This window comes from Vibrio gazogenes, assembly GCF_023920225.1.
Taxonomy (GTDB): Bacteria; Pseudomonadota; Gammaproteobacteria; order Enterobacterales; family Vibrionaceae; genus Vibrio; species Vibrio gazogenes.
Map to the genome: position 1 here is coordinate 2,316,687 of NZ_CP092587.1, position 15,455 is coordinate 2,332,141.

Here is a 15,455-nt window from a genome sequence, read left to right on the forward strand (position 1 = left end):
ATACAGAATTGTTGACCTCTATCACGTTTTTCTGTAGCATTCGCCAACTTATGCCCAAGTAAAACTCAGACCGAAATACCTTTCCAGTTATGAGAGCACTTGCGGTACATGAACCCGACATACTTAGTTCATATTGCTTGGTTAGAATACTTAGATCAAACCTATAAGAGCTATATCGGTTTTTGTTCAGCCACTAACAGAAAACAATCATACTCATGCTTGAATTCCCAAATCAATCAACATATTCAATTAAAAATGATGTCCTTTCCGGACTCACCGTCGCACTGGCATTGGTCCCTGAGGCCGTTGCTTTTGCATTTGTTGCAGGTGTTGACCCGATGGTCGGTCTTTATGCCGCATTCATTGTCGGTTTAATCACTGCTATTTTTGGCGGCCGTCCAGGGATGATTTCAGGTGCGACTGGTGCAATGGCTGTCGTCATGGTTAGTCTGGTCTCAGAACACGGCATCTCTTATTTGTTTGCCGCCATTCTATTGGCAGGCATTCTCCAAATCAGTGCTGGTATATTCAAACTCGGAAAATTTATCCGAATTGTGCCCCATCCTGTCATGATCGGTTTCGTCAACGGACTTGCTATCGTTATCTTCCTCGCTCAGCTAGGACAGTTCAAAGTCCCATCGTTGAATGGCGTGATGACTTGGCTACCTTATGATCAGATGTTACTCATGTTAGGCCTTGTCGCTTTAACCATGGCAATTATCTTTTTCCTACCGAAGATAACAACTGCGATCCCCTCCTCTCTGGCGGCTATCATTGTCGTCACTTTACTGGTTCAGGGACTCGGTCTAGAAACTCGTACCGTCGTTGACTTTCTACGCACCATGTCCGGGAATGATTCGGCAACGCTTGCAGGGACTCTCCCTTCATTCTCCGTACCGGATGTACCTTTTACATTTGAAACACTAAAAATTATTCTGCCCTATTCTATCATCTTAGCGGCCGTCGGATTGATTGAGTCTTTGCTGACACTGACCGTACTGGATGAAATGACCAATAGCCGCGGTCAGTCAAACCGTGAATGTATGGGCCAAGGTCTGGCAAACATCACCTGTTCATTCTTTGGTGCTATGGGCGGCTGTGCAATGATTGGTCAATCGATGATTAACGTAAACTCCGGTGGCAGAGGACGTTTGTCCGGTGTTGTGGCTGCGGTCATGCTACTATGCTTCATTTTGTTTACGTCTTCACTCATTGAGATGATTCCATTGGCTGCGCTGGTCGGTGTTATGTTTATGGTCGTGATAGGAACATTTGAATGGGCAACCTTTAAACTTGCCAGAAGAGTACCAAAGAAAGATTTCTTCGTGATTGTACTCGTGACCATTGTTACCGTATTTACCGATTTAGCGATTGCTGTTGCTGTGGGAGTCATTACATCGGCACTGATGTTTGCGTGGGATCATGCAAAACACATTTATGCAACCAGTCATACCAACGAAGACGGTTCCAAAGAGTATAAAATCCATGGCCCTATTTTCTTTGGGTCTGTGGCGAACTTTCTCGAGCTATTTGATGCGCACAAGGACCCAAAACACGTGATCGTTGATTTCGGTCAATCACGCGTCACTGATCACTCTGCCATTGATGCAATTGAAACGCTTGCCGAGCGTTATGCAGCGGTTGGGAAAACCCTTCACTTACGTCACCTGAGTCAGGATTGTCGTAAGTTGCTTCATAAAGCCAGCAGCTTGATAGAAACGAATGTGAAGGAAGACCCAACTTACAAAGTTGCAACCGACGTTCTCGCAGGGTAGAGCAAATACTATTGTCTCAATACTAACGCGATTGAAAAGCCGTTGTTTCATTCCAGAAACAACGGCTTTTTCTTATCTATCACTGCCTTATCATCACATTCTTATTTATAAATGAGTTGTATTGAACCGTCATTGTCTCGCATGAGCGTCCAACTTCCGCCTTAGAACCGATGACATTAGAAATATCTGCACATAAAAAAATGCCCCGACCAAAGGTCGGGGCATCGTTTATATAGAATGAATGCAATTAAGCTTCAGACTTCTCTTTTTTCGCTGTCCGTTTTTTTGGAGTTTCTGCAGCAGCTTCTTGATCCGCTTTCTTCTTGATAACGGTTGTGCCTTCAACAGTCTCACCTTCAACATAAGCGTGACCATAATAAGAGGCCAATAATACCTCTTTCAGCTCGCTGATTAACGGGTAACGAGGGTTTGCACCTGTACACTGGTCATCAAAAGCCTGAACAGACAAATCATCCAGTTTAGCAAGGAAATCAGCTTCGTTAATCCCTGCAGACTGAATAGACAGTGGGATATCAAGGTTATGTTTCAGTTCTTCCAACCAACCCAATAAACGTTCAATCTTCTGCGCGGTACGGTCGCCGGCTTGAGACAGACCCAAATGGTCGGCAATCTCAGCATAACGACGACGAGCCTGAGGGCGGTCATATTGAGAGAATGCAGTTTGCTTGGTTGGATTGTCATTCGCGTTATAACGCACAACGTTCGCAATTAATAAGGCATTCGCCAAACCGTGAGGTACGTGGAATTCTGCACCGAGTTTATGCGCCATTGAGTGACATACACCTAAGAAAGCGTTGGCAAATGCAATCCCAGCAATTGTTGCTGCATTGTGCACTTTTTCACGAGCAATCGGATCATTCGCCCCATTGGCATAGCTTGATGGCAGATACTCTTTCAACATCTTCAGCGCTTGTAAAGCCTGACCATCTGAGTATTCGTTAGCAAGGACAGAAACATAAGCTTCCAATGCGTGAGTCACTGCATCATAACCACCAAACGCAGTAAGAGACTTCGGCATGTTCATCACCAGATTCGCATCAACGATTGCCATATTTGGCGTCAGTTCGTAGTCAGCAAGTGGGTATTTAGCGCCGGTCTTGTCATCTGTTACAACCGCAAACGGTGTCACTTCAGAACCAGTACCAGATGTGGTAGTGATACATACCAATTCAGCTTTTTGACCCATTTTAGGGAATTTGTAGATACGTTTACGGATATCCATAAAGCGCATCGCCAACTCTGCAAAATGAGTTTCCGGATGTTCATACATCACCCACATGATCTTCGCAGCATCCATTGGAGAACCGCCACCCAGCGCCAAAATCACATCAGGTTGATAGCTCGCCATTTGTGCGGCGCCTTTTTCTACAACAGAGAGTGTCGGATCTGCTTCAACATCAAAGAATGTCTGAACTTCCATGCCTTGAGCTTTCAGTAGGCTCACAACATCGTCAGCATAACCATTGTTGAATAAGAAACGGTCTGTCACTAGGAATGCACGTTTTTTACCTTCAAGGTCGCCCAGTGCGATAGGCAGACTACCACGACGGAAATAGATAGACTTAGGTAATTTATGCCACAACATGTTTTCAGCTCGCTTAGCAACAATTTTCTTGTTGATCAAGTGTTTAGGTCCAACGTTTTCTGAGATGGAGTTACCACCCCAAGAACCACAACCCAGTGTTAAAGATGGTGCCACATTAAAGTTGTACAGGTCACCGATACCACCATGAGTTGTTGGAATGTTTACCAGAATACGAGCTGTTTTTAACCGGTCACCGAAGTAACGGATACGATCTTTATTCACATCCTGATTGGTATACAAACCAGATGTATGACCGATACCACCGATTTCTACCATTTTCACCGCTTGGTCTACTGCATTTTCAAAAGAACTTGCACGGAACATACCCAACGTTGGCGATAATTTTTCATGAGCAAACTCATCATCGTAAGACACCTCACCGATACCTTCACCGACAAGAATCTTTGTATCTGCGGGAACACTCACGCCTGCCATTTCGGCAATCGCTGTTGCTGGTTGACCAACGATTTTAGCATTCAGCGCACCATCGATAAGCAGCACTTTACGAACTTTGTCTGCATCAGACTTGCTCAATACATGGGCTTTATGCGTTGCAAAACGCTCTTTAACTTCGTCATAAACTTCATCCATAACAATGACAGCTTGCTCAGAAGCACACACAACACCATTGTCAAATGTTTTTGACATCAGAACAGAAGCGACTGCACGCTTGATATCAGCAGTTTCATCAATCACAACAGGTACGTTACCGGCACCAACACCGATTGCTGGTTTACCAGAAGAGTAAGCAGCCTTAACCATGCCCGGTCCACCCGTTGCAAGAATCAGTGCAATTCCTTCATGCTTCATCAGTGCATTCGATAACTCAACAGATGGCTGATCAATCCAGCCGATGATGTCTTTCGGTGCACCCGCAGCAACCGCTGCATCAAGTACAAGTTTCGCTGCATCATTGGTTGAATTCTTAGCACGAGGGTGAGGCGAAAAGATAATACCGTTACGAGTTTTTAGAGAAATCAGAGATTTAAAGATCGCTGTAGAAGTCGGGTTTGTTGTTGGGACAATACCGCAGATAATGCCGACAGGCTCTGCAATTGTCATTGTTCCCATGTTTTCGTCTTCTTCCAATACCCCGCAGGTTTTGTCATCTTTGTACTTGTTATAAATGTATTCTGATGCAAAGTGGTTTTTGATCACTTTATCTTCAACAATCCCCATACCAGACTCATCCACGGCTTGTTGGGCCAGAGGGATACGAGCTTGGTTTGCGGCTAGTGATGCTGCACGGAAAATTTTGTCAACTTGCTCCTGAGAGTAAGTTGCAAATTCTGCTTGGGCAGCTTGCACACGCGCAACAAGAGCATTTAGTTCCGCCATATTTGTTACAGGCATAGTGAATCTCCTAAAATTAAAAAAATGTTAAAAACTTTTTATTAAGACTGTCACCCGGTCTAAACGGTCAAAATCCAGATTTTCCTCAGAAACACACTTAGTAAATAGCTTTCATCTCTGAGTATAATCTTTCAGTATTTGAAAACATTGACCCAGATCAGTTCTAAAAAACAATTCCTTCACTTGTCGAAATATTACCCTAAAAACATATAACTCAATGAAATTAATACAAAAATAAATAAAGAGACCGGTTTCATAAAGAAATACTATCGAAGCATAAAATAAAAAAACTACAATTTTATGTAATAAATTTTCATGGCAATACCACATAGAAAGAACTAATCCGTCATTTTCGTGCTACTGGTAATTATATAGGCCATGGTTGAGAACACCATTTTTAAACTCTCTTTTTTACAATATCCCTACATGTGAGACACAAAACAGCCCACAGTTCTAAACACTTGTTCTGATTATATCCAATGTAAAAGGTTCCATTCCGATGCTATCCCATGACACCAACGCAAAAATCATTGAATAGATGACATCTCATTCATATCACGGGATAATCATTACTCGTATGTCGAATTGACGAACGATATTGCAGGATTTTCAACGGACGGGAAAGCGATGACTGAACCTTCAATAAAAACAAATCTTTATGTCATTATTTTCGGGACACATACTCGGGCAGGAAAAGTGTTTGATCTCTGTCTGATTGCGATAATAGTGAGTTCCCTATTGGTTTTAATTCTGGAGTCAATTCCGGAAGTGAATGCCCAATGGCACCAACAACTCCGTTACTTTGAGTATGGCTTCACCATACTATTTACAGCGGAATATCTCGTCCGACTCTATTGCTCTCCTCATCCCAAAGCCTATGCGAAAAGTTTTTACGGAATTGTTGATTTACTCGCAATTCTACCCACGTATATCTCGCTACTCTTTCCGACCATTTCATTTATGGCTGTGATCAGGCTGATCCGAGTGATGAGAATTTTCAGGATTCTCAAGCTGGTTCGTTATCTACAAGATTCCAATCTCCTGATGCGTTCGCTCTTCATGGCACGTCGGAAAATTTTCATCTTCTTTAGCTCCGTTTCAATCCTAGTTACGATTTTCGGCGTGTTGATTTATGTTATTGAGGGGCCAGAGCATGGATTCTCAAGTATTCCGAAATGTATCTACTGGGCAATCGTCACCATTACAACGGTCGGGTATGGGGATCTGGTACCTCAAACACCGCTTGGTCAAGGACTTGCTTCACTTACGATGCTATTAGGTTACTCAATTATCGCAGTCCCGACAGGCATTATTACCGCGGAGCTAAGTAAAGAGATGAACATTCATCGTCAATTGGTCAAATGCCCGAACTGTTCCCAAACCGGGCATGATAGTGATGCGCTGTTCTGTAAACACTGTGGCAGCCAGTTAGCCGATCCGGATAAACGCGTCGTATCCGGAAAGTCCTCGTCACACGGATAAAAAAAGAGTGCACCCTGTGCACTCTTTTTTTTGACCAAAACAACCACAAAATATCACATTGTGATCATTGATTGACGCCTTTACTTTTCGTTCAGAATGATTCGTAAAGTACGACGCAATGGTTCTGCCGCGCCCCACAATAGCTGGTCACCGACAGTAAATGCATTGAGGAAATCATCCCCCATTGACATTTTACGTAAACGTCCCACAGGAACAGATAATGTTCCAGTCACTTTGGTCGGTGTCAGTTCCTGAGCGGTAATATCACGCTCATTCGGAATCACTTTCACCCAGTCATTGTGAGAGGCGATAATCTCTTCGATTTCGTCCATTGGCACGTTCTGCTTTAATTTAATCGTCAGCGCCTGAGAATGACAACGCATAGCACCGATACGCACGCAAGTACCATCAATCGGAATCGGAGAACCTTGCAGATCGAGAATCTTGTTCGCTTCAGCACCGGCTTTCCATTCTTCTTTACTTTGTCCGTTGTCACGTTTCACATCAATCCATGGAATCAATGAGCCAGCCAACGGCGCACCAAAGTTATCACTTGGGAAAGAGCTTGAACGCATCGTTTCGACAACCTTGCGGTCAATATCAAGAATAGAACTGGCAGGATTCGCCAGCTCAGAGCTGACACAATCGTTAATCACACCCATCTGTGAAATCAGCTCACGCATGTTCTGCGCTCCGGCACCGGATGCAGCCTGATATGTCATGGCACTCATCCATTCCACCAGACCTTTCTCAAACAATCCGCCTAAGCCCATAAGCATAAGACTCACGGTACAGTTTCCACCGACGTAGGTCTTGGTTCCTGCATGAATGGCTTGTTGAATATGCTTCAGATTGACCGGATCAAGTGTAATGATCGCCTCATCAGCCATCCGTAATGTTGAAGCTGCATCAATCCAGTAACCCTTCCAACCGGCATTTCTGAGTTGCGGGTACACTTTTTCAGTATATCCACCACCCTGGCATGTAATAACAGCGTCCAACTGTTTCAAGCTTTCAACATCAAAAGCATCTTGCAGTAACCCGGCCTCTTTGCCGTAATCAGGTGCGGCAATACCAACCTGTGAAGTACTGTAAAATACAGGCTCGATATCATTGAAGTCACCTTCTTCGACCATCCGCTGCATCAGTACAGAACCGACCATACCACGCCACCCGACTAAACCTACTCTCATTGCACAAACTCTCCATGTGTTTCTGATTCAAATCTAATCCACCATCTATAAGCGGTTCAGAACGAAATCTCAAGATCAATTTGGATTTTCTCGACAATTTTTCCTATTTATACCCAAATGACCTCAAGATGCAGTTTCAGCGAGAATCACTGGGCTCAGAGGCAAGGCAGAGATTTGAGTCATAGCCATTCTATGGCGAGAATCTCTAACACAGTCTCTGAGTTCAGTGAACTCGCCCTTCGGGAGTGCTTCAATCGGCGCCTTTCTGCGTCAAATGCCATTGAAATGGGAAGGCCATTCCTGCCGACATTTTCCTTGAATGACGCCGATTGAAGACACTCTGAATCCTGCATCTTGAGGTTACTTGGGTATATTACTGAAATCTGCATATTTAGTCGGATAACTGACAAAAACCATCATTTCATTTCAAAAAAATGGCGCTCCTAAGAGCGCCATATCAATCCATTGCTTTGTCACAATCAGAATTTATAAGTGACATCAAAATAGTGACCGATACCGGTAGAACGGAGACTGTCCGAGTTCTCGATACCGTAGATGTCTTTATATAGTTTCATGCCATAACCGACTGCATAACGGTCTGAATGCCAGTAGATACCGTTGAACATTGCACCACCGGTTCCTGAAGTAGCGTACTCTCCCTGCATTCCGAATTGCCAGTCGATGTAACCCTGGTAAGAGATAAATGAACCGTTGTCGAATGTATAAAACGGCTTAAACCAGTTAGTCGCCAGATGATAGCCATTCCAGTCTTTTTCATTTCCGCGATAAGTGGCATACAGGTTCAGCCCAATTTTACCGAGCCAAGGAACTTCAACATCAGAACCCAGACCGATTTTCTGGTTGTTTACATCATATGTGCTACCGTTCGCACCATCCCATTCAATCAGAGATGCAATATACAGTTCCTTCACCGGACCAAAAGAAAGATCTTTCCCGGTTAATGCATCAAGAGACATACGCGGGGCAAATTTCATGAACATTTTGCTTCTTTTATCTGCTTTATCACTATCTGGATCACTGGTCAGGTTAAATACATCAACATAACCATACAGGTCAAACAGACCGGAACGGCCACCGAACTCCATTTCCATATAGTCGTGATTAGACTTACCAGGCAGTTCATTGACTGCTCCCATCAGATTGAATTGCAACCATTTATAATCATTTTTATGAATTCCATCTGAATAATTTTCAGCAAGTGCAGGTGTTGAAATTGCTGCTAATAAGCTAAGCGCCAGAAGTAATTTACGCATATTGAAATCTCTATTTTCTGTGTTGATAACAATTCATCAGTGCAATCCATGCACTAATGACATTTGAATTATTTATTGAAATAATATCGATTTATATCTCAAATAAAAGTGCAATTGTTGAAATATAGAAAAAATATAAGTGATCTTGATCTTATTTTAATTTGAAATATGGAACTTTTATTACAAGTAAGAACTGCATTTTATATGCACCAACATACAACCCATCATCTCAAAATCACCTTCTAACAGGTCTATTTCCTAAATATAACTAAGTCGATGAGATGTTCGGCAGAAGAGGGCAAGGGCAAGGTGAATTAAAACTCAAAAGGCTCCTGAGTAAGGAGCCTTCATTCTATATGACATTGTACTAACGGTTTCTCGTCAGTTGATCACGCAAGTTGGGAGGTGTCCCTTTGATGGTCAGTGTATCTGACTCCGGATCATAAAAAACGCGCTCACCAAGTAACAAACTATCGAAGCTCAGATTTAACCCACCACCGGAGCCAACATATTTTGTCAGTTTGCGAACTGTAGAGCGATCTGCCGGAAAACTCTCTTCCAACTCATAGCCATGACTTTGAGTGTAATCCCATAACGTCGTCCCGTTGGTATCATCCGGCAGCTCTTGCGATAAATCCTTCAACTGAACTTCATCGCCCGATTTAATCTGTTCATTACAGTAATCATAGACCTGCTTTTTGTAAGTAATCGTTTCATCTTTTTCAAACTGAGCATCACTACAAAAATCTTCCACAGCTTGCATCAATACTAAATTCTGCTGTTTTGAATCCAGACCGACATCGGCTTGAAGAAAATCGAGAAAAAAGTCGGCAACTTTGCGACCAACCCGCCCTTTAATATAAGTCAGATAACGATTGGAATCCGGGTCTGACTGGTAAAGCGAAAGATCGATACGGGCAGCAATATCCATTTGTCGGATATCCAGATAATCCGTAGCACTGATATCCAACCCTTCGGTGATTTTCAGGCTCTGATTCATCGGTAAAAGACCGATGAATAGGTATTGTGTCGCCAGTGATTGATACTCAGCCATGACCAAAATCCCTTCGTCAGCAAAAGGATACTTGATCAGTTCATCTTTGAGTTTTCTGGCACCGGACTGTGAGAAATCATAAAAACTTAAGTCCCCACTTTTGAGCTCACGCAACCAGTTTTGAAATTCACTGTCTGATTGGAAACAGCCAAATCCTTTCGAAGGCTTGGCATTAAAAACTCGGTGCAATTCAGCGACCAGATTTTCCGTCGAAGCATTGTTTTCTAAAGACTGAGAGCGATAGTTGACAACCAGTTCATCCGATTCATTTTTCAGTAACTGGTGTAGTATTACATTGGAGAGATCAAGACTCATAGCGAATTTATCATCGTTGTGGTTTCAGTTGACAGGTATAGTAGGTTATCATAAGCCGTTTTTACTATCATCGTTAGAGTCTATATGCCCATTACATCAAAATATAGTGATCAACAAATTGAAACGATCCTGACTGAAATTGCTGCCGTTTTTGATAAACATGATGCGTCTCCGGATCTAGTTCTGATGATCGCCGGAAATATCGCAACGAATGTCTTAAATCAAAACGTTGCAGAGAGCCAGAGAAAAGCCATTGCAGAGAAATTCGCTCAAGCGTTGATATCTTCAATCGACAGTACGATTCACTAACAGAACGGATAAAACGAAAAGAACATGGTAGAGAGTGAAAACACCTACGGAGAGCGGGTATCCCGCCTAGTTGGCTGGGGACACTGGTTTGCGTTTTTTAATATCATCGCAGCCATGCTGATCGGTACACGTTATATATCCCAGTCCCCATGGCCAGAAACATTGTTGGGACAATTTTATTTGGCTGTTTCATGGGTCGGGCATTTTGGTTTTCTTGTTTTTGCCCTCTACCTGTTGGTGCTGTTCCCGCTGACGTTTCTTATCCCCTCACGTAAGCTATTCAGGTTTTTTGCGGTCTGTTTTGCAACGATTGGACTCACCGTCCTGCTCATCGATACGCAGTTGTATTTCAAACTCAATCTCCATTTAACCCCCGTCGTTTGGGAGGTACTGTTTAGCGATAACTCCAAAACAACGACCAACGATCTTCAGCATCTGTTCGTCTTGTTACCACTGATTTTTGCCATGGAAATCGGTTTATCCGAATGGGTATGGCGAAAACAGAGACGCTTGTCGCATAAGCACATTGGCCGACCACTGGCGACCATTTTCTTTATTAGCTTTATTACGAGTCACCTAATTTACGTCTGGTCTGATGCCTCTTTGTACACACCGGTCACCAGCCAAAAATCAAATTTCCCACTGTCTTATCCGATGACGGCAAAATCGTTTATGGAAAGACATGGTCTGTTTAATCGAGACGATTATCTCAAGCGTCTGCACGAGAAACAGACCCACAAATCCGTACTGGTTAACTATCCGTTAGATCCGATCAAATTTGATCGCCGGATTAACCCGCTCAATATTCTGGTCGTGAGTGTCAACAACCTACGTGCCGATATGCTCAACAAGAAATATATGCCGATGGCGACAATTTTCGCCAAAGATAATTTGAACTTCAGCAATCATTACAGCTCCAGTAATGACATGTTTGGTATTTTCGGACTATTTTATGGCCTTCCCAGCAGCTATGCATCGAGCATTAAAATCCAAGGCACATTGCCAGTTCTGCTCGATACTCTGGAAGATCAGAAATACAACTTTGGGCTTTTCAGTGGCAATAACTTCAGCGATCCACTCTATGCTGAGACCGTATTCAGAGGATTAACATTAAACCACACCCCATTTACGAAAGACGCCAGCAGAGATGAACAGACGATTGATGCCTGGTCAAAATGGGTGTCAAATCAATCAGGGCGCTGGTTCAGCTATTTAGAGCTGACGACGGTTCAGGAGTTTGATGCACCGGATAATTCATTCGGAAAATCCCAAGACAAACTCAAAAATAACTATGAACTGTCGGTTGAAGCCGCGGACCATGAGATTGGCCAACTGATTAAGAAAGCATATGAGATGGGAATCATGGACTCTACCATTGTTGTCATTACATCCAACCATGGCACTGAGTTTAATGAAACCAACACCAACAGTTGGGGCTCTAATACCAACTACAGTCAGTATCAGTTGAAAGTACCGATGATTATCCACTGGCCGGGCAAAGTCGCTGCTGACTATACCCAGCGCACCAGCCACCTCGATTTTTCAGTGACACTGTTGCAAGATTTACTCGGTGTTTCTTCAAATCCACATGACTACAGTAGCGGTCAGAACTTGTTTGACGAAAACAAAAGACGTTGGATTTTAGCCGGAGACGCCCGAGAATTGGCCCTAGTGACTAAGAATCAAACAACAGTCATTGATAAGTTTGGTAATTTCAAAGTCTTCGATAACAATTACCATCGATTACCCGATACCAATCCAACGCTACCAGTTCTCATGCAAGGGTTGACCGAACTGAAACGGTTCTACAGTAAAGACAATTAAATCAACCTATTGCTTGACTCGTTTCGTTAAAGGCGTTAGATTACAAACCATCGGACTGTAGCGCAGCTTGGTAGCGCACCGTCATGGGGTGTCGGGGGTCGGAGGTTCAAATCCTCTCAGTCCGACCATACACCTAAAAGGGAAGTTTTCTTATGAAAACTTCCCTTTTTTCATTCAGCTAAGCATAGAAAAAATACATTCACTGATAAAAGTCTAATCAAACTCGCATAATACTGATAAAAATCAATTTGAAGACTTTACAAGCAAACGAATCATGGTTATGATTTTTGCACTAAAGGAGAGATGGCTGAGTGGTTGAAAGCACCGGTCTTGAAAACCGGCGTACGTTAGTAGCGTACCTAGGGTTCAAATCCCTATCTCTCCGCCACATTCAAACCCTTGATTTATCAAGGGTTTTTCGTTTTTAAGGTGCTTTAATCGGTCATATAGGATTGACTGAGACAATGTATCTTTTAAAAACAGCCTCTAGTACATACTACACTCGAATTTGCCTACCAAAACTTTTAAAAGACAAAGGGTTCCCTTTTGACGTAAAAGTTTCTCTGTTCACCAAAAATCGCTCAAACGCTGTGCAACGTCATATCATGGTGCTTTCAGAGTTACATCCCTTTATCCATGATTTCGACCCTAGTCAGGGACTTACTCTTTTTCAAAAGTTACTATCTGAAAAAATTGAGAAAATCCGAGCAACTTTTCAGGACAAAGATGTCATCTCTATTCCAGCCAAAAAAACGAGCAAATCTCATCAAAAAGATAAATCAATAAATCACTATTTGGAGAGATTCATCGAGGTTAAAGCACTAGAAAAATTAACGGCACTCTCCGTTCATCAACTAAAAACTCGATGCCAACATTTCATCAAAACAATGTCGGTAAAAGTGGTATCCGATATGACCCCATCAACAGCAATACAATACCGAGAGCAACTATTAAAGCAGCAACGTTCTGACAAAACGAATCGCGATTATATTGCCGCCATCAGCCAATTTTGTTCATGGTGCATCGCACATGAACTACTCATCGTACACCCCTTTCAACACGTCAAATTACCCAGAAAAAATGGCCAATCAGCACGGGCACGTTGGACACCATCAGAATTAAAAAGAGTCTTTCGAAGTGGTGCTTTTAAAGATGCTACAGAGCAATTTCAGTTTACATGTCTTCTCATGTTGTATCATGGTTGTCGACCTGGCGAAGCGTGTCAGCTCTCAATAAATGATGTTTGTTTAAAGTCTAAAATTCTTAGATTTTCTGATCAACTGCCTGAACAACATTTAAAGAACCCTGCTTCTAAACGTGAAATTCCTCTTCATCAAGCAGTACTGCGAGAAGAATTCATTTCTTACATTTCAAAGCGTCGTGCGCAAGGCCATCGAATGCTTTTCGACTATAGACCTCTAGGAGACAGCCTTAACTGGAGTAAACAATTTACGACGCACTTTGGCCGTTTACTTAGCCAGCTCGGTTTCCCTTCGGGAAGTCGCCCAACCGCCTATTCCTTTCGACATACGTTTATTGATGAGATGAAACAAAAAAACATCTCGGAGCATATCACTGCACAAATCGTCGGTCATACCTATGACCGAATCACATATGGTCACTATGGAAAAACTCTGGATATAGAAACTCTTAGAGAATATATAAACCAAATATCCTACGACATATAAAGGTTTATAATATACAAACAATGATATAAGTATCTGTTTTTGTTAATAATTATAGAGAAAATAAGGATTTACAAGGCATAAAACTTCCGATAGATTTGCTCACAGATAACAAATACACAACCACAATTTTGTGGCAAAGGAAGAACATTTATGAAAGTAAAAAACATCGCCAAACAAGTTTTAAAGCTCATGCAAACAGAACTGGCTTATGCAACATTCAAGTCTGATAAAACAAAAATGAACAGAATAATAAGAGATCTCGGTGAACACGATATCCAAAACCTCAAATATTCTGATATACGTACGTATATTAACGGTCTTCACCAAAAATATTCTGCTAGCACAGTGAATGCGCATAAAAGCTTATTGAATAAAATCTATATACACGCGATTGCTGATGGTATTGTCAATACAAATCCTATTAATCAGATTTCATGTTTCAAACGAGATATTGAAGAACCACAGCCGTTTACTCTTGAAGAAATTGATGCAATTTTAAACTATCAATCAGTATCATTATCAGAAAAATTACTTTTCAAATTAGGTATATACACAGGTTTACGTATTAGTGAACTTTTAGCACTTTGTTGGGAAGATATAGATCTTAAAAAACGTATATTATTAGTGCGAAGATCTGTCATAGATTCTAAGTATCGTGTACCTAAAACAGCGAAATCAGCACGCTCGGTGGAATTGTCTGAAGATGCATGTGACGTATTAAAACAGTTAGAGCAACACACGGCATATCTCCGAGCAAGATTTATCTCTATCGTTCAATCAGATAATCACACAGTCAAAAAAGAAAAAGTCCGTTTTGTCTTTATGAATTCTAAAACGAAAAAGCCTTTCACTGGCTCAAAGCAATATGCTTACTCGTTCTTTACGCCATTGTTGAATAGGTTGAATATTAAACATAGAGGCCCTGGTCATTTACGGCATACATATGCAAGCCAAAGCCTCACCTGTGGGGCTCCAATCGGCTGGATTTCGACGCAAATGGGGCACACTAGCAGTCAGCTAACAGAAAGAAGATATGCACGCTGGATTACTCAAAATAATCGCGCAAATTATGCCGATCAGCTAGCCGCACACATTGGCACTGCAAACAACACTAAGCAAATAGTGTTACCTAATCGTTCTCAGTTTGAACAAGAGCACGATAGTGGTATTACAGACTTGTTGAATCTCTTGATTTCTAAGCCAGTCTTAGCCGAAGCACTACTTGGAAGCAGGAAGTAATAGCGGGAATTGACTAAATGGCCAGTAAACTTAATCCGCTGGCCTTACTGTTTGATATTTATGCTAAAAATTTTTAAAAATGTCAAAAATGCCTTTATTGATTTCAAACAAATTCTTTTTGTCCTTGTCATGCATGACAAGAGTTGCCCAGTAAGTCTGTGTCATACGGTAGTGAAAACGGTACAAGGAGTAAATTGCTCAAAAAGCAAGCAGGATAGCTAACAAATCAGTAGCTATTTATATAGAGAGAGAACTAAGAAAATGACGCATTTTGGCTTGATTCTCAGTTTATTATTTTTAGACTCAGCGTGTCAAGCTGACACTTATCTCGATTATTCATATA

10 protein-coding genes and 2 tRNA genes are annotated in these 15,455 nt (G+C 42.0%); 8 read left to right on the forward strand and 4 right to left on the reverse strand.

Annotated features, from left to right (window positions below):
* Nucleotides 1-215: 215 nt before the first annotated feature.
* Nucleotides 216-1,775 carry a SulP family inorganic anion transporter gene (locus tag MKS89_RS10245; RefSeq protein WP_072956883.1) on the forward strand — a complete coding sequence of 520 codons (1,560 nt, stop codon included), beginning with the start codon at nt 216-218 and terminating at the stop codon, nt 1,773-1,775.
* Between the two features lie 247 nt (nt 1,776-2,022).
* On the opposite strand, the gene adhE is transcribed toward MKS89_RS10245, so the two are convergent.
* A complete protein-coding gene (adhE, locus tag MKS89_RS10250; RefSeq protein WP_072956881.1) occupies nt 2,023-4,734 on the reverse strand; it encodes a bifunctional acetaldehyde-CoA/alcohol dehydrogenase in 2,712 nt (903 codons plus the stop codon).
* 627 nt (nt 4,735-5,361) lie between these two features.
* Between adhE and MKS89_RS10255 the strand changes: the two genes are divergently transcribed.
* The gene (locus MKS89_RS10255) at nt 5,362-6,216 is read left to right on the forward strand and encodes an ion transporter (RefSeq protein WP_072956875.1); all 855 of its coding nucleotides are present in this window, start codon (nt 5,362-5,364) and stop codon (nt 6,214-6,216) included.
* An 80-nt stretch (nt 6,217-6,296) separates the two neighbouring features.
* On the opposite strand, the gene asd is transcribed toward MKS89_RS10255, so the two are convergent.
* From asd to yejK, 3 genes are all read right to left on the reverse strand, one after another.
* Nucleotides 6,297-7,409: an aspartate-semialdehyde dehydrogenase gene (gene asd, locus MKS89_RS10260; protein ID WP_072956872.1), complete on the reverse strand. Its 1,113-nt coding sequence runs from the start codon at nt 7,407-7,409 to the stop codon at nt 6,297-6,299.
* 479 nt (nt 7,410-7,888) lie between these two features.
* Nucleotides 7,889-8,683, reverse strand: coding sequence for a nucleoside-specific channel-forming Tsx family protein (locus tag MKS89_RS10265; RefSeq protein WP_072956868.1), 795 nt, complete (start codon nt 8,681-8,683; stop codon nt 7,889-7,891).
* A gap of 367 nt (nt 8,684-9,050) precedes the next feature.
* Complete coding sequence (gene yejK / locus MKS89_RS10270; RefSeq protein WP_072956865.1) at nt 9,051-10,052, reverse strand: nucleoid-associated protein YejK; 1,002 nt, start codon at nt 10,050-10,052, stop codon at nt 9,051-9,053.
* Between the two features lie 84 nt (nt 10,053-10,136).
* Here yejK and MKS89_RS10275 point away from each other — a divergent pair, with 84 nt between their 5' ends.
* From MKS89_RS10275 to MKS89_RS10300, 6 genes are all read left to right on the forward strand, one after another.
* Nucleotides 10,137-10,361 (forward strand): YejL family protein, encoded by a 225-nt coding sequence (locus tag MKS89_RS10275; protein WP_021019522.1) that lies wholly within the window; start codon nt 10,137-10,139, stop codon nt 10,359-10,361.
* A 24-nt stretch (nt 10,362-10,385) separates the two neighbouring features.
* Complete coding sequence (locus MKS89_RS10280; protein WP_072956863.1) at nt 10,386-12,185, forward strand: DUF3413 domain-containing protein; 1,800 nt, start codon at nt 10,386-10,388, stop codon at nt 12,183-12,185.
* 51 nt (nt 12,186-12,236) lie between these two features.
* Nucleotides 12,237-12,313, forward strand: a tRNA-Pro gene (locus MKS89_RS10285).
* A 169-nt stretch (nt 12,314-12,482) separates the two neighbouring features.
* A tRNA-Ser gene (locus tag MKS89_RS10290) sits at nt 12,483-12,573 on the forward strand.
* 76 nt (nt 12,574-12,649) lie between these two features.
* The gene (locus MKS89_RS10295) at nt 12,650-13,873 is read left to right on the forward strand and encodes a site-specific integrase (protein WP_072956861.1); all 1,224 of its coding nucleotides are present in this window, start codon (nt 12,650-12,652) and stop codon (nt 13,871-13,873) included.
* Between the two features lie 150 nt (nt 13,874-14,023).
* Nucleotides 14,024-15,112 (forward strand): tyrosine-type recombinase/integrase, encoded by a 1,089-nt coding sequence (locus MKS89_RS10300; RefSeq protein WP_072956858.1) that lies wholly within the window; start codon nt 14,024-14,026, stop codon nt 15,110-15,112.
* The last annotated feature ends 343 nt before the right edge of the window (nt 15,113-15,455 follow it).